Origin of the sequence: Marinobacter sp. DUT-3, from assembly GCF_050379435.1 — a bacterium.
In the GTDB taxonomy this organism is placed as follows: Bacteria; Pseudomonadota; Gammaproteobacteria; order Pseudomonadales; family Oleiphilaceae; genus Marinobacter.
Genome location: NZ_JBNRMG010000003.1, coordinates 433237 through 449047 on the forward strand (window position 1 = coordinate 433237; position 15811 = coordinate 449047).

15 protein-coding genes are annotated in these 15811 nt (G+C 58.6%); 8 read left to right on the plus strand and 7 right to left on the minus strand.

Annotated elements, in window-relative coordinates; all coding sequences use genetic code 11:
* The first annotated feature begins 7 nt into the window (after positions 1–7).
* A complete protein-coding gene (gene alkB, locus ACQUWM_RS07400; protein WP_428921698.1) occupies positions 8–676 on the plus strand; it encodes a DNA oxidative demethylase AlkB in 669 nt (222 codons plus the stop codon).
* 20 nt (positions 677–696) lie between these two features.
* Here alkB and ACQUWM_RS07405 read toward each other — a convergent pair whose 3' ends face one another.
* The 4 genes from ACQUWM_RS07405 to ACQUWM_RS07420 all read right to left on the minus strand — a co-directional run bounded on the left by ACQUWM_RS07405 (position 697) and on the right by ACQUWM_RS07420 (position 4416).
* Positions 697–1977, minus strand: a complete 1281-nt coding sequence (locus ACQUWM_RS07405; RefSeq protein WP_428921699.1) for an MgtC/SapB family protein — start codon at positions 1975–1977, stop codon at positions 697–699.
* Positions 1978–2034: 57 nt separating this feature from the next.
* Entirely contained in the window at positions 2035–3216 is a 1182-nt protein-coding gene (locus tag ACQUWM_RS07410; RefSeq protein WP_428921700.1) for an NAD(P)/FAD-dependent oxidoreductase, read from the minus strand.
* Positions 3217–3310: 94 nt separating this feature from the next.
* Entirely contained in the window at positions 3311–4114 is an 804-nt protein-coding gene (locus tag ACQUWM_RS07415; RefSeq protein WP_428921701.1) for a PhzF family phenazine biosynthesis protein, read from the minus strand.
* Positions 4111–4416, minus strand: coding sequence for a hypothetical protein (locus ACQUWM_RS07420; protein ID WP_428921702.1), 306 nt, complete (start codon positions 4414–4416; stop codon positions 4111–4113). The genes ACQUWM_RS07415 and ACQUWM_RS07420 overlap by 4 nt, the downstream gene beginning before the upstream one ends.
* A 178-nt stretch (positions 4417–4594) precedes the next feature.
* Here ACQUWM_RS07420 and ACQUWM_RS07425 point away from each other — a divergent pair, with 178 nt between their 5' ends.
* Positions 4595–6004, plus strand: a complete 1410-nt coding sequence (locus ACQUWM_RS07425) for a PLP-dependent aminotransferase family protein (protein ID WP_428921703.1) — start codon at positions 4595–4597, stop codon at positions 6002–6004.
* Here ACQUWM_RS07425 and ACQUWM_RS07430 read toward each other — a convergent pair.
* Complete coding sequence (locus ACQUWM_RS07430; protein ID WP_428921704.1) at positions 5990–6637, minus strand: response regulator transcription factor; 648 nt, start codon at positions 6635–6637, stop codon at positions 5990–5992. The two genes, ACQUWM_RS07425 and ACQUWM_RS07430, sit on opposite strands and share 15 nt — an antisense overlap.
* A complete protein-coding gene (locus ACQUWM_RS07435; RefSeq protein WP_428921705.1) occupies positions 6630–8108 on the minus strand; it encodes a sensor histidine kinase in 1479 nt (492 codons plus the stop codon). The genes ACQUWM_RS07430 and ACQUWM_RS07435 overlap by 8 nt, the downstream gene beginning before the upstream one ends.
* A 173-nt stretch (positions 8109–8281) precedes the next feature.
* On the opposite strand from ACQUWM_RS07435, the gene ACQUWM_RS07440 reads away from it, so the two are divergent.
* The 6 genes from ACQUWM_RS07440 to ACQUWM_RS07465 all read left to right on the plus strand — a co-directional run bounded on the left by ACQUWM_RS07440 (position 8282) and on the right by ACQUWM_RS07465 (position 15348).
* Positions 8282–9910 (plus strand): acyl-CoA synthetase, encoded by a 1629-nt coding sequence (locus ACQUWM_RS07440; RefSeq protein WP_428921706.1) that lies wholly within the window; start codon positions 8282–8284, stop codon positions 9908–9910.
* 96 nt (positions 9911–10006) lie between these two features.
* Entirely contained in the window at positions 10007–11383 is a 1377-nt protein-coding gene (locus tag ACQUWM_RS07445; protein ID WP_428921707.1) for a solute carrier family 23 protein, read from the plus strand.
* 227 nt (positions 11384–11610) lie between these two features.
* Positions 11611–12444 carry a metal-dependent hydrolase gene (locus ACQUWM_RS07450; RefSeq protein WP_428921708.1) on the plus strand — a complete coding sequence of 278 codons (834 nt, stop codon included), beginning with the start codon at positions 11611–11613 and terminating at the stop codon, positions 12442–12444.
* 110 nt (positions 12445–12554) lie between these two features.
* Positions 12555–13505: a DegV family protein gene (locus ACQUWM_RS07455; protein ID WP_428921709.1), complete on the plus strand. Its 951-nt coding sequence runs from the start codon at positions 12555–12557 to the stop codon at positions 13503–13505.
* A 138-nt stretch (positions 13506–13643) separates the two neighbouring features.
* Positions 13644–14678 carry a hypothetical protein gene (locus tag ACQUWM_RS07460; RefSeq protein WP_428921710.1) on the plus strand — a complete coding sequence of 345 codons (1035 nt, stop codon included), beginning with the start codon at positions 13644–13646 and terminating at the stop codon, positions 14676–14678.
* Between the two features lie 37 nt (positions 14679–14715).
* Entirely contained in the window at positions 14716–15348 is a 633-nt protein-coding gene (locus tag ACQUWM_RS07465) for a LysE family translocator (RefSeq protein WP_428921711.1), read from the plus strand.
* A 78-nt stretch (positions 15349–15426) separates the two neighbouring features.
* On the opposite strand, the gene fdxA is transcribed toward ACQUWM_RS07465, so the two are convergent.
* Positions 15427–15750, minus strand: coding sequence for a ferredoxin FdxA (gene fdxA / locus ACQUWM_RS07470; protein WP_200364774.1), 324 nt, complete (start codon positions 15748–15750; stop codon positions 15427–15429).
* Positions 15751–15811 lie beyond the last annotated feature (61 nt).

Below are 15811 nucleotides of genomic sequence, written 5' to 3' on the forward strand. Positions count from 1 at the left end.
GAATGTTATGAAAAAGTCTCTCTCTATAACTCCTGACCTGTTTGCCGGGGAGTTTCAGGACCCCTGGATAGATACCATTGCTGACGATGCGGTTGTCCTGCGGCATTTCGCACTGGAAAGGGAGGAAACGCTGCTGGCGGCCATTGCCGGTATTGCCGAAAAGGCGCCTTTCCGGAACATGCGAACACCGGGTGGTCATACCATGTCGGTGGCGATGACCTGTTGCGGGGAGTGGGGCTGGGTGACGGATACCTCGGGCTACCGCTACCAGCATTCCGATCCCGGCAGCGGCCAGCCGTGGCCAGCGATGCCGAAGGTGTTTCGGGATCTGGCGCGGGAGGCGGCAACTGGGGCGGGTTATCCCGGCTTTGAGCCGGATGCCTGCCTGATCAACCGTTACCAGCCCGGCGCTAAAATGGGCCTGCACCAGGACAAGGACGAGAAGGATTTCACCCAGCCCATCGTGTCGGTATCACTCGGGGTTCCGGCAACGTTTCAATTGGGTGGCGCCAGACGCCGCGACCGCCCGGTAAATACCACGCTGACCAGTGGTGATGTGGTGGTGTGGGGTCGCTCGGCCCGGATGAGCTATCATGGGGTTCTTCGGCTCAAACCGGGACAGCATCCACTGACGGGGGAGCTCAGGTACAACCTCACTTTCCGGCGTGCCCGCTGACAAACGTAGTGTCGGTAATACTACAGCAGCCAGGCAACGGCGAGCCCCGCCAGGAGAGATATCACCATGGGCGCTCCGACCAAAAGGCCCATTTCCTTCCCGCCAATGCTGCCGGACATGCCCGCCTTGACCAGGTTGTTCACTGCGGCGGCTATCACGATGCCGATGACGGCGGTCGGCATTGAAATCGCTTCAAGGGACATGCGGGTGAGCGACAGCGTGATGGCATCCACGTCGGCAATCCCCGAGGTGGCCGCAAGAACCAGTACGCCGGCTTCCCCGAACCAGTTCTGCAGATATTCCCCGAGCAGCAGGATAACCGTCAGCAGCAACCCGAACAGGAAGGCGGATTTTAGGTCCAGTGGGTTTTGGGTCAGTTCCGGTTGCGGTATGTCCAGGCGGTTTTCATGGCGTTTCCAGATCAGCCATGCAGGGCCATAAAGCAGGACTGACATCACGATCACCGGCCACAGGAGCGAGGGCAGTAGTGCCGGGTTAATGAGTGCACAGTACGCCAGAATGCGGGGAAACATGGTACCGCAGGCGATCAGCGTACCGCTTGCAAACTGAGGGCTGAGATTGGGCGCCGTTGAAGCCTGACGTGCAAAGTGGAGCGTCAGCGCCGTGGATGAACTGAGGCCGGCAAACAGGCTGGTAAACAGAATGCCTTTGCTCATGCCGGCCAACCGGATGGCAAAATAACCGACAAATGAAATGGATGCGATCAACACCACCAGCCACCAGATTTCGTAGGGGTTCAGTACGCCACCTGGCCCCATGCCTTCGTTGGGCAGTAGCGGCAACATGACCAGGGAAATCAGCAACAGCTTCAGGGCAGCATCCAGTTCGTGGGATTTCAGCCGGCTCAGCGCGTTGTGAATGGACTGCTTGTTGTCGAGAATGATGGCGGTAATAACCGCCGCTCCGACCGCAATGGCAGGGTCGACGGCTACGGCAATGGCGCCAAAACAGAATGTGAGGACCATGCCCACGGTGCCGGTAATGCTGAAGTCGCGAATATGTGCCATTCGTTCGCTATACGCCACCAGCGCCATAGCCACTACACTCGCCAGCAACACCGGAAACGCCCACTCGGTAACTTCCTCGGTCAATACCGCAGCAACGCCCCCCAAAAGCCCTATCAGGGCGAAGGTGCGTATACCTGCGATACGCTCCCCCGCTTTCCTTTCCCGAGCTCCCCAGCCTCTTTCGAGGCCAATGATGGCGCCCAGCAGCAAGGCAATGGCCAGATTGAGTGTGGTTTGGTTCGTGTCGAAGAATTGACTGGCTACGTCTTCCATCCGTGTACTCGGTTGCTGAACTGGTCGACTCGTCAGAATCGGGTATATCTGTAGAGTCTAGGCGCTATTCCCGGCGGCCACACCCGATGCCCAGGCCCACTGGAAATTATGCCCACCCAGATGCCCGGTCACATCGACTACCTCGCCGATGAAATACAGGTTTGGCTGGTCCAGTACTGCCATGGTTTTGGAAGACAGCTGCCGCGTGTCCACACCGCCCAGGGTAACCTCCGCAGTACGATACCCTTCGGTACCTGCTGGCTTGATGGACCATTGGCCGAGGGTGCTGGCGACCTGGTCGATATCGGTATTCTTGTAGCCCTGCAGAGGGCCGGTCCAGCCATTGAGATCGTTGAAAGCCTGGGCAAACCGTTTGGGCAGGTGCTGGGCGAGGTACTGGCCTACGGTGGATTGCGGTTTGGCTTTGCGCAGTGACAGCAGGTCTTCGCGAATCTGGCATGCGGGCAGCAGGTTGACGGCGAGGCTGTCACCCGGCTCCCAGAAGCTGGAAATCTGCAGCATGGCCGGACCGCTGAGGCCGCGATGGGTGACCAGCATGGGCTCACGGAAGTGCTCATTGTGACAGCTGACGTCCACCGGGCAGCTGATGCCGGACAGGGGCGCGAGTTGCTGTTTCAGCTCCGGATGGAGTGTAAAGGGCACCAGGCCCGCACGAGTTGGCAGCACCTCAAGTCCGAATTGCTTTGCGATGTCATAACCGAAGCCTGTGGCCCCCATGGTGGGAATGGACAGTCCGCCGCAGGCGACGACGAGGGATTCGCAACTCAGGGTGCCTGAGCCGGTATCCAACTGGTAACCGTCGGATGTTGCGACGATATTTCGCGCCTGGGTTTTCATGCGAATCTCGGCGCCGGCCCATTCACACTCGGTCAGTAGCAGGTTGAGGATATCCTTGGCGCTGTCCCGGCAGAATAGCTGCCCGGCCGCTTTTTCTTCGTGCTCGATACCGTGGCGCTCCACCAGTTCCAGAAAATGCTGAGGCGTGTAGCGTTTCAGGGCGGAGATACAGAAGTGGGGATTCTCCGACAGGAAGTTGGCGGGGGTGCTGTTGAGATTGGTGAAATTACAGCGCCCACCGCCGGACATCAGGATCTTCTTGCCCGGTTTGTTGGCATGGTCCAGCACCAGCACCCGGCGCCCGCGATAACCCGCGGTGGCGGCGCACATCAGGCCCGCCGCCCCGGCACCGATGATAATCACGTCGTAGTCTGAAGCCATGGTATAACCGCAATCCGTTAAAAGGTGCGGAGATTATACGGATTGGCGTCGGCGACGTCTGCCGGGTACGGCGGTGCGTCCCTGAACCAGCCGGTCAGAGGTACACCTGGCCTTCCATGTAGAACGCGGCTTGCCCAGCTATGTCGACCCGGTCGCCTTTCAGTTCACAGCGTAACTCGCCACCGCGGGCAGAAAGTTGCCGGGCCTCGAGTGTGTTGCGTTCCAGACGTTCAGCCCAGTACGGAACCAGTACGCTGTGAATAGAACCGGTCACCGGGTCCTCGTCAACGCCCACGCCCGGCGCAAAATAGCGACTGACGAAATCGCAGTCCTTGCCCCGGGCGGTGACGATCAGGCCCTGGTTGCCCAGTTGCTTCAACAGCCGCAGGTCCGGTTTGGCATCAATCACCGCCTGCTCCGACTCCAGGACGACCAGGTAGTTGGTGTCATTGGGCACATACAGAGCGGTATCAGGAGCGCCCGGCAAAGCCTGCGTGATGAGCTCCGGTGTGGGCTGTTCCTGCCAGTCCAGGCGCGGGAAATCCAGGATCAGCCAGCCATCATCGGTCTGGCGGACGCCAAGGATGCCGCTCTTTGAACGGAAGTGGACGGTGTCTTTCTCCCAGCCCAGCTTGTTGAAAATGATCCAGGCGCTGGCGAGGGTGGCATGGCCGCACAGGGGCACTTCGGCGCCCGGCGTAAACCAGCGGATGTGAAAGTCCACTTCGGGATCGTCTTTCTCTGCCACGAAGTAGGCGGTTTCCGACAGTTTGTTTTCAAGGGCGAGGGCCTGCAGTGTCTTGTCCTCGAGCCAGCTTTCCAGCGGCATGACGGCTGCGGGGTTGCCGCCGAACAGATTACTGGTGAACGCGTCTACCTGATAAATTGGATAGCTCATCGGCATGTCTCCCTGAGAATTCGTTTAGCGTAGTGGTGGGCTTTTCCGGTGGCAAACCGTTCAAGCTCGATTTCACTGTAAAAATGCAGTTCCGGCAAGGGACGGGTGTGGGTGAGCACCCAGTGATCCTGTTGTTTCCGATCCACCCGGAAGCCAAGATCGTCCAGCCATTGCAGGGTTGCGCGCATACCTTTCAGCGTAACAGGCGTGGCCGGTACGTGGTTCAGCGCCAGCAGATCCTTCGTGCTGCTGCGCGGGGGCGGGGTAAAGCTGTGGGGCAGGGCCCTGTTCAATGCGTTCATGGAGAAATTCCTTCTTCCTGTGACGATGACTCCATTGTCTTTCCTGGCTGACTTCCATAACAGATTCAGATAATCTGTTTTTGAACCGGTACAGATGAGGTGTTGAGTCATCTGTACCGGTGTGAATCCGGGCCATCTGTACTGCCCGTGGTTGCCTCAGGTTTGGCAGGATAACGCTATGGGTATTCTCTATAATCAGGTGGCAGATCAGCTTCAGGCTCTGATTCGCGATGGCGTCTATCGCGAAGGCGAACGTTTGCCCGGAGTTCGGGTATTAAGCCGGCAGTTTGGCGTGAGTATTTCGACTGTTCTGCAAGCGCACCAGACCCTGGAGGGCCGGGGGTACCTGGAAGCCCGTGAACGCAGTGGCTACTTTGTACGGTTGCCGGCCAAAGATGCGCCTGAGCCGATCATGCGTCGATACCGCGCAAGGCCGGTGCCCGTCAGTGCACGGGACATGGCCCTGGAGCTGTGTGCCGATGAGCAGAAGCGCATGGTGCCTCTCGCTGCTGCGGTCCCGCACCCGGATTTTCTGCCGGTACGGCAGATTCAGCAGTCCATCCTCTGGGCCGCCCGGCGCGGGCTGGAATATCAGGATTATGCTTTCCCGGGCAAGGAGTCCTTCCGGCGCCAGCTGGCCCAGCGCATGGCCGCTCTCGGGGTGCCGGTGACTGCAGACGATATCCTCGCCACCAACGGCGCCCAGGAAGCCATCATTCTGGCCCTGCGTGCGGTGACCGTACCCGGTGATATCGTGGTGGTGGAGTCTCCCTCTTTTCCCGGCATTCTTCACGCGTTGGAAGTGGTGGGCTTGCGGGTTATTGAAGTGCCTACCCATCCATCCGACGGGCTGAGCCTGGAAGGCCTGGAAATGGCGTTGGAGCAGTGGCCGGTCAAAGCCTGCGTAGTGGTGACCAATCACAGTAACCCGATGGGCGCGCGCATGTCCGATGAGCGCAAGCACCAGCTGGTGACCATGCTGGAAGATGCGCGGGTGCCGCTGATAGAGGACGACATCTATGGCGACCTGTTCCATAGCGGTGAACGCCCGCGACCAGCCAAGGCCTTTGACCGTACCGGTAATGTGATTTACTGCAGTTCCTTCTCGAAAACCATTTCCCCGGGGCTTCGGCTGGGCTGGATGGTGCCCGGGCGCTACATGGCCGAGGCGCGCCAACACAAGTACTTCGTCAATCTGGCGACCTCCAGCATCCCGCAACTGGCGGTGGCGCACTTTCTGGAGCAGGGCAGCTATGACCGCTACCTGCGTTCGGCCAGACAGAACTACAGGCAGACCACGGAGCGGATGCGAACCGCCGTGGCGCGTTGGTTCCCGGAGGGCACAGCGGTGAGCCGGCCCCAGGGCGGGTTTGTGCTTTGGGTACAACTGCCGGGCAAGAATACCGGCACCGAGGTCTACCGGCGTGCCCGGGAGGAAAACATCAATGTCGCGCCGGGGCTGATGTTCTCGACCGCGGATAAATACAGCAATTGTCTGAGGCTGAACAGCGCCAATCCCTGGAGCGAACGTATCGAAGGTGCCGTACGCAGGCTAGGGGAGCTGGCGGAGCAGTCACTGAACGGCTGAGTCCCGCAGATCCAGCGGATCCATCAGCCCGGCCGCAATAGCGATGCCGGTGACATCCTGCATGCGTTCCACGCCCAGGCGTTTCATCACCCGGGAGCGGTACAGGTCGATGGTCTTGATACTGACATCCAGCATGTCGGCAATCTCGCGGCTGGTGTAACCCTGGGCCAACGGCAGGAACACGTCCCGTTCCCGTCGGGTGAGGGTGGCGATCAGCGCTTCGGTATCCTCGCCCCCGCGTTGCTGCTGGCTGGTTTGCTGATGTTCCTGCAATGCCTGCTGCACACTGTCCAGCAACAGCTGCTCGTTGAACGGTTTTTCGATGAAGTCGAAGGCGCCTGACTTGAAGGCTCTCACGACAATCGGCACATCCGCATGCCCGGACACAAAGATAATCGGCAGCCGGGAACCGCGCTTCTGCAATTCTTCCTGCACATTCAGTCCGCCCAGGCCGGGCATTCTTACGTCGAGGATCACGCAGCCGCTGGTGGCGTCCGCCAGGGCCTCCAGAAACTGGCGGCCGTCCGCGTACGCCTGGACGTTGAGGCCAACGGATTCCAACAGCCACTGGGTGGATTCAAGCATGCCGGCATCGTCATCAACCACGTATACGGTGGTGGAAGCGTCAGTCATGTGGGGGTGTCTCCGTTATATGAACAGGTTTATGGCGTGAGGATGTCGCGGGCGGAAACCGGCAGGTCAGGGTCAGTCCGCCCTGTTCAGTCCTGGCAGCGTCCAGGAAGCCGCCGAAGCCCTCTATAATGGAGCGGCTCATGGACAGGCCGAGCCCCAGGCCCTGGGGCTTGCTGGTATAGAACGGCGTGAACATCTGCCGCAGCCCTTCGTCGTCCAGCCCCGGGCCCTGATCGGTGACCTGGATCAGGGTTTCCCGGGCCCCGGTGACGGTAGTGGTAAGGGTGATCCGGGATGGGCGCTCATTGGCTGATTCGATGTTGGCGTCGATGCCGTTTCGAATCAGGTTGATCAGCACCTGTTCCAACAAGACCGGGTCGGCGGTAATGACCGGACCGGGATCTGCAAGCTGCTCCCGGATGGTGATGCCGTGTTTCTCCGCATCCCACTGGCACAGGCGTGCCACGTTGGTGATGACGTCGTTGACCGCGATGGGGGCGGTGCGCTTCTGGCCTTTACGCAGGAATGCACGCAGGCGCTTGATCACTTCCGATGCCCGGTTGGCGTGGTGGGTGATGCGCTGCAGGCCATCGTCCACCCGGTCCAGGCAATCCGGGTTGTCCCGCGCCTGTTTCAGGTATCGCTGGCTGGCGCTGGCAAAGTTCACGATGGTGGCCAGGGGCTGGTTCATCTCATGGGCAATGCTGGATGCCAGCTCGCCGAGGGTGGCCAGGCGCGCGGTGTGGGCCAGTTCATCGGCCAGTCTGCGGTTATTTTCCTCAGATTCCACCCTCGCAGTAATATCCCGCGATACGCTGACAACCTCAATTACCGCCCCGGTGTAGGTTTCACGAATGGCACGGCTGGCGATCTCGAACCAGCGCTTGCTGCCGTCCCGATGGGTGATGTTCAGGGTCATGGTGGCGTAGCCATCGTCCCGGAGCTGGCGGCGGGTCTCCTCCAGTTGCTGGCTCACTCCGGTTCCCCGAAAGATGTCCTCCAGGGGTTTGCCGCGAAGTTCCTCGGGCCAGTAACCCAGCAAACGCCAGGACGCGGGGGTGGCATCAATAAACTGGCCATCGGGGGCGTGGCGGGAGATCAGGTCTGTGGTGTTCTCGGTGATCAGGCGATACAACCGGCTGGCGCGGGCCGCCTCGTCCCGTGCCTGGATCTCTTCGGTGGCATTCCGCCCGCGTGCAATCACCTCACCGGTGTCGGGCGCCGGTATAAAGGTCCACAGCAAGATGCAGTCGGCCACCCGGCTTTCAACGGATTCAATGGCCCGCTGCTGGTCCAGGCAAGCTTTCACCAAAGCCCGGGTGTTTACCGGGAGTAAGGCCGCAGCTTCATTGTGATGACAGTGCTGGCACAGCTTTGAGGCTGCCAGGTTTTTACCTTTCACCTGTGCGTTGCCATCCAGAATAAGGGTGGCTTCCGGGTCGAGGTTCTGAAGTGGGCTAAGCTTGGTCAAGGGGATAACGTCTCATGATCTGATATTTTTATAGTGTTTATACTATAATACGTTGGTGTAATTTCTATCATATTACCTATCAAATACTATTCCGGCTATGTTGGAGTATAGCTGTTATAGCGTACTCCCTGAATACACCATAAGAACAATGCCGCTCACAGAGGACCACAACCATGACCTCGATTTTTGACCAGGGTCTCGCGCCCCTTGATGCCAACTACGCTGTTCAGTCTCCCATTGATTTCATTGAGCGCACCGCCAGTGTGTACCCGGACTACCCGGCCGTGATTCACGGGGCGCTGCGCTATACCTGGCAGCAGACTTACGACCGCAGCCGCCGTCTTGCCTCGGCTCTGGCCGGTCGCGGTATTGGTCGTGGTGACACCGTAGCGGTGATGCTGCCTAACATTCCCGCCATGGTGGAGTGCCATTTCGGCGTGCCAATGATCGGTGCGGTGCTTAATACCCTCAACGTCCGTTTGGATGCGGAAGCCATCGCATTCATGCTGGGGCATGGCGAGGCGAAAGTGGTGATCGCCGATCGGGAATTCGGCGAAGTGATCCGCGATGCGGTCAGCCGGCTGGACACCAAGCCGCTGGTGGTTGATGTGGATGATCCGGAGTACGGCGAAGGCACCCAGGTCAGTGACCTGGACTATGAAGCCTTCCTGCAGGAAGGGGATCCGAACTACGCGTGGCGTTTCCCGGAAAACGAGTGGGATGCAATCTCCCTGAACTACACCTCCGGTACCACCGGCAACCCGAAAGGGGTGGTGTATCACCACCGTGGCGCCTACCTGAATTCGCTGGGCAACCAGGCTGTGTGGTCCATGGACATGCACCCGGTATATCTCTGGACCCTGCCGATGTTCCATTGCAACGGCTGGTGCTTCCCCTGGACCATTACCGCCATGGCAGGCACCCATGTGTGCCTGCGCCGGGTGGACCCGGAAAAGATCCTGCAGCTGATCCGTGATCATCAGGTCACCCACATGTGCGGTGCGCCGATTGTGCTGAATGCGTTGCTGAACGTGCCGGAGTCGGCCAAGACCGGTATAGATCACGAAGTGAAGTCCATGACCGCCGGTGCCGCACCCCCTGCGCAGGTGATTGGCGCCATTGAGGAAATGGGCATTGCGGTGACCCATGTATACGGCCTCACCGAGGTGTATGGCCCGGTCACGGTTTGTGCCTGGAAATCCGAGTGGGATGCCTTGCCCTTGCATGATCGCGCCAGAAAGAAGGCTCGTCAGGGCGTTCGTTATCACACTCTGGCGGGCACCATGGTGGGCGATCCCAACACCATGGAACCGGTGCCGAAGGATGGCAAAACCATTGGTGAAATCTTCCTGCGCGGCAATACCGTGATGAAGGGTTACCTGAAGAATCCGAAAGCCACCGAAGAAGCCTTCCGGGGCGGCTGGTTCCACACCGGGGATCTGGCGGTGTGGCATGAAGACGGCTACATGGAAATCAAGGACCGCCTGAAAGACATCATCATTTCCGGCGGCGAGAACATCTCCACCATCGAAGTGGAGGACACCCTCTATCGTCATCCTGCTGTGCTTGAGGCTGCGGTGGTTGCCCGCCCGGACGAGAAATGGGGCGAAACGCCCTGTGCTTTCGTGACCCTCAAGCCGGAAGCCGGCGATGTCAGCGAGGAAGACATCATCAGTTTCTGTCGCGAGCACCTGGCCCGCTTCAAGGTGCCCAAGACGGTGGTTTTCTCGGAATTGCCCAAGACATCCACCGGCAAGATCCAGAAGTTTGTGCTGCGTGACCAGGCGAAAGAGCTGGAATAACCCGGCGCCTTTCTGGTCTGGCGCTCGCCGCCTCTAACTAACCCCCACAAAAACAACATCAGGTGCATGCACTGGCATGCACCCGGAGGCCTTATTATGCAAATTTTTCATCGAAACAACGGGGAAGAGCAGCCGTACTGGCCTGCAGGGCCGTTTAAGGTTCGCCTGCCGTTTATCCACTACCGCTGGGAATTCGCGGAGATGGTCCAGGCACTGATCATGTTCGTGGTCAGTCTGGCAATGATTCCGCTGCTGGAGAAATACCTGGGCGTGCCTTATGACGTAGCGCTGGCCTATGTGGTCATCTGTGGAATCGGATTTATGCTGCCGGCCCTGCTGGGCGTACCATTGGTGCCAGGCTGGATTACCCCGGGCATTCCGGTGGTGTTGCTGTTCCTGGGTGACTACGAGCCCGGTCCCGAGGCGATTCAGGCGCTTTTCGCACTGCAGTTCCTTGTGTTCATTATCTTCCTGGTGCTGGGAGTAACCCGCCTGGGCAGCAAACTGGTGGAGCTGATTCCCCGTTCGATGAAAGGTGGCATCATCATCGGTGCCGGTATCGCGGCGCTGATGGGGGAAATCGAAGCTGGCGGACGGTTGGCGGAAACGCCGATCTCGCTGATTGTCGGTGGTCTGGTGTGTCTGTACCTGATGTTCTCCGTGTCGTTCAAGGGCTTCGTGGATACCAGCAACCTTGCCCGTAAGATCGCCAACTACGGCATGGTACCGGGGATGGTGGTTGCGATTCTGGTGGGCTTTGCCACCGGTGAGTATGCAGTTCCGAACGTGGAGTGGGGCATTACCAAACCGGCGTTTGACGAACTCTGGAACTACCTGCCGTTTGCGGTTGGCTTCCCGGATGCCGAAGTGTTCATGTACGCCATTCCCACGGCGGTGATTGCCTACGTCATTGCCTTTGGCGATATCGTTGTCGGCCAGTCGCTGATGAACCGGGTGGATCACCTGCGCAAGGACGAGGACATCGACAACAGCATCGATCGCGTTCATCTGGTGACTGCCATTCGCAACGGTGGCCATGCCTTCTTCGCACCGTATCCTGGCCTGGCAGGCCCGATCTGGACGGCGGTTACCGCCACCATGGCGGAGCGTTACAAGTATGGCCGTAACGCCATGGACTCCATCTACAGCGGCGGCGGCACCTTCTGGATTACCGGTTTCATCGCGCTGTTCGTATTGCCGTTGGTGAGCTTCTTCCAGCCGGTGCTGCCGATTGCACTGTCACTGACCCTGCTGCTGACCGGTTATATCTGCCTGATGGTGGGGCTGGAGCAGTTGGAGAACAACACCGAGCGTGGTATCGCCGGCACCATGGGTGTGGTGCTGGCGGTGTACGGAGCTGGCTGGGGGCTGGCCACCGGCGCGGTGCTGTATTTCCTGATTGAACGTACCAAGTTGCTTGGCTTCACCGCGGACCCCGAAGCGCCGGGTGTGCAAGCCGCGGAAGAGCACTAAACCGGTCGCCTCCGGCTTCTGCACCGGAGGCGACCCAACCCCTGTGTGTCCTTCGGGAGGTATCGGCACTGCCATACCTCCCCTTTTTTTTGACTGAATGTCATTTTGTGACAAATTGTCTGGTTTTGCCTGTCATCGACTTCCTTCCCTCTGCTTTTCAGGTTTAAACTGATTTGGCTGGTTATTTTTCGTCCGCCACTCCATAACCATAAAAACCGGAGGCAGTCATGACCATCAGCTCCACGCCCGACGGCGTGAACGTTGCTCCCCGGCACCTGCGGTTCGACGTCGCCGACGACCTTAAAACCCTGTGGCACGGGAACGATGCCTTCCGTACCGCGTTTTTCAACGCCTTATCCCTGCAGTTCCCCGACGGTGAGCAGCAGTTCATCAATGCCGTACGTCTGTACCGGGACAGGGTTGATGACCCCAAGCTGGCAGAGGAGATTCGCGGCTTTATCGGTCAGGAAGCGCTGCACAGTCGTGAACACAAGAGCTATAACGAAGCCCTGAAAGCCCGTGGTTATGACATCGAAGGGCTGGACCGGAGGTTTCGAAAGCACATGGCGTGGGTGGGCCGGCTTCCCCCGAGCCGCCAGCTTGCAGGCACCTGTGGCGCGGAGCATTACACCGCCGTGCTGGCCAACGCGATCCTCAGTCATCCCGAGTGGATGGACGGCGCAACGCCGACCATGAGGGCCTTGTGGCGCTGGCACGCCATTGAAGAAACCGAGCACAAGTCCGTCGCCTTTGATGTCTACCGTCACTGCATCGGCAATGAGCGGCTACGGCGTATTGTCTTCCTTTTCGTGACCTGGAACTTCTTCAAGTACACCTTTATCAATACCTGCAGCCTACTGAAAACTGACGGCAAACTCTGGAGCCTGCGGACCTGGATGGGCGGCCTGAATTTCCTTTGGGGTAAGCCCGGGGTGTTGCGCAAGTGCATGCCGGATTTCATGGCCTATTTCCGTAAAGGCTTTCACCCGTGGCAGCAGGATAACCGATCACTTCTGGAGGACAATCTGCGGGAGCTGGAAAACGTGGCGTCGGGTTCGTAACAGGTGATTGCTGAAATAATGATCACTTTGTGCAAGACTGGCTGCTGCCAAAAACAACGACAATAAAAAGGGAATTCCATGCCAGGAAGTTCCCACAGCTGGAGGCACCCATGCGAGTTGGTTTAATCGTGGATTCTGCGTGCGATTTGCCCTATGAGTTCAGTCGCAAGCACGATCTGTTTGTACTTCCCGTCACCGCGGTGATCGACGGCCAGACCTATATTGATGAACATGATCCTGTTCGTACCCAGGAGTTCTATCAAAGTGGCCTTTTGCAGCGAGGGCACCACGCCGAAACCCAGGCATTCACCGCTGAGCAGATCCATGACCTGTTCATGGAAAAAATCGTGACACAGTATGATCTGGCGATCTGTGAAACGGTTACCAGAACGCGAAGCCTCATTTTTCAGAACGCCACCGAAGCGATGAACAGTGTCATGGCACACTACCAGGAGCCACGGAAAGCCGCTGGGCGGGAAGGTCGGTTCTCCATGCGGGTGATCGACAGTAAGCAGATATTCGCAGGGCAGGGGTTGCTCGCTGCTCATACTCTTCGGTTGATCGGGCAGAAAATATCGAAGAATGCTCTGCGTAATGAAGTGGACCGCTTCACGGATAAAATCTATACCTGTGTGATTCCGAGGGATCTTCACTACATCCGCGAGCGTGCCCGTCGTCGTGGCGACAAGAGTGTCTCTGCTCTGGTGGCATTTCTGGGTAAGGCACTGAATATTACTCCGGTTATTTTCGGCCAGGGCGCTGTTGGTACTCCGGTAGCGAAAACGCGAAGTTTCGATATCGCGGTCGAGAAAGTGATGAACTACGCCGCGGCCAGGGTTGACGCGGGTTTGCTCACTCCCTATGTCAGTCTTTCCTGTGGGCTGACCTGGACCGAAATCGAGGATCTGCCGGGCCTGAACCAACTCAGGGATGCCTGCGAACGTAACGGTGTGGAGTTACTGCTCTCCCAGATGGGCATCACCAGCAGTATTTATGTGGGGCCAGGCAGTCTCTGTCTGTCGCTGGCGGCTGAGCCCCATGATTTCAAAGATTTCCAGTAATGGCTGGTCTTCCCTTCAGTTGATGGCCACTGGCCGGGCCGCACCCGCCTGGCCGTATTTTTGGCAAACCTTTCCCGTCGGTCTTCGTGTTAGCCTCTGGCCATCGGATTCCATTCCAGAAACAGGACAGCTGACACCATGACAAAAGGCAATACGGATCTCGCCAACGAGCTGCTTGAGCAGCACGTCAAGCATGAAATGGCGGCGCTGAAGGGCGCGAAACTGCGCAAGTTTGTAGAGCATGAAGTCGATGAGCTGTTGCGTTATGCAGACGAGGTTACCCTTGGCCGCATAACCTCGGAAGAGCAGGTGATGGGGGTGATCCAGCGCATCGTTGTGGATATGGAGTTGGGGGACGGGCTTCCTGAAATGGCTGCGGAAATGGCCACGGAGGTGCTGAATGCCCCGGTACAGGCCGAGACAACCCTGGGCGAGATCCTTACCCGCGAGCAGGCCACCGGTTTTCTGGAGGAGGCGCTGGAGTTACGGCAGCAGCGGGAACGGATCATCAGCGAAATCATGGCCCACCCGGTCTACCAGGAGCTGGTCTCCAATGTGGTGTATCACGGGCTGGTCAATTATCTCTATGAAGACAACCTGATTACCAAGTCGGTTCCGGCGGTGGGCTCAGTAATGAAGTTTGGCAAGCGCATGGCCAACAGGGCTGTGCCAGGCCTGGACGAGACCTTCGAACGGCGGATCAAGGCGTGGCTGTCCGACAGCCTGCCCGGGCTGATCAACCGCAGTGAACAGTTCCTGCATCGCGCCCTGTCCGACAATGAGCTGCGAGACAGCGTGATGGCGGCCTGGGTGGCGGTGGAAGATCGCACCATTGAAGACCTGCACGAAGGTCTGGGTGACATTCAGTTGCAGGAATTCGTGGTCATGGGGTACGAGTTCTGGCTGCAGTTCCGTAAGACGCCGTACTTTGAAGGCTGCGTCAGGGCGGTAGTGTCTCATCTGTTTGCCAAATACGGTGACCGGCCCATTTCCGACCTGCTGAATGACGTTGGCGTTACCAGAGAGGTCATCATGTCGGAGATCGATGGTTTCATCCTGCCCATTGTGGACGTTTTGCGGGAAGAGGGTTATGTTGAGGCCCTGGTCCGCCGCCGCTTGTCATCGTTCTACAAATCCGCCGCGGCGAAAAAGATTCTCCAGCAGGAGGCCTGACAGCGAGCGCCTCCGGCTTGTATAAGTGGAGGCGCTGTTGTTTTCGGAACTGTTCTGGGCCTACCTTGTGGCCATCACGCTGCTGACCGTCACCCCGGGAGTCGATACCCTGCTGGTGATGCGCAACACCGGCCGGGGTGGGCTGAAGGATGGCTGCGTGACCAGCGTGGGTATCTGTAGCGGTCTCTTCATTCACGCCTCATTGTCCGCACTGGGTATTTCCATTTTGTTGGTGGAGACGGCCTGGGCCTTCTCCGCGCTCAAGTGGGCAGGCGCCTGCTATCTGGTGTGGCTGGGTATCGGTTCTCTGCGCCGGGCCATCAAGCGCGGCGATGAGCCCCGCGCTGTCGAATCCCCGGTGGCCCGGCGCCCTGTTTCCCGCTGGCTATCTTTTCGGGAAGGTCTGCTTTCCAACGTTCTCAACCCCAAAACCGCGTTGTTCTATATGGCATTGTTGCCGCAGTTCGTGGATCCGTCCGGCAATGCTTTCCAGCAGTCACTGATTCTGGCAGGGGTGCATTTCCTGTTGGCGATGTTCTGGCAATGTGGGCTGGCGTGGGTGGTTGTCCGGTTCCGGGGGCTGGGCGCCAGTGTCCGGCTCAAGCGTGCGCTGAATGCGTTGACGGGCGGGTTCTTTGTGGCCATGGGGGCAAAGCTGGCGACGAACTGATGCAGGTTCCCGACCGGGCAAAGAAAAAGGGAAGCCGAGGCTTCCCTTTTCTGATTCACGTCACGGGACGCGCTGGGATTACTTCTCCAGGTACTGGAGCTTGTTGGGCTTACCATCCCATTCTTCGGCGTCCGGGAGCGGGTCTTTCTTCTCGGTGATGTTCGGCCATTTGCCAGCCAGATCAGCGTTGATCTCAACAAACTCGACCTGATCGGCGGGCAGTTCGTCTTCGGAGAAAATCGCTTCGGCAGGGCATTCCGGCTCGCACAGGGCGCAGTCAATACACTCGTCCGGGTCGATCACCAGAAAGTTCGGGCCTTCGTAGAAGCAGTCAACCGGACACACCTCTACGCAGTCGGTGTATTTACACTTGATACAGTTATCAGTAACGATAAAGGCCATAGTTTGATTCCTGGTCCAGTGGTCAGTCTCATCAGTTTATAATATGAAGTGCGCGATATTG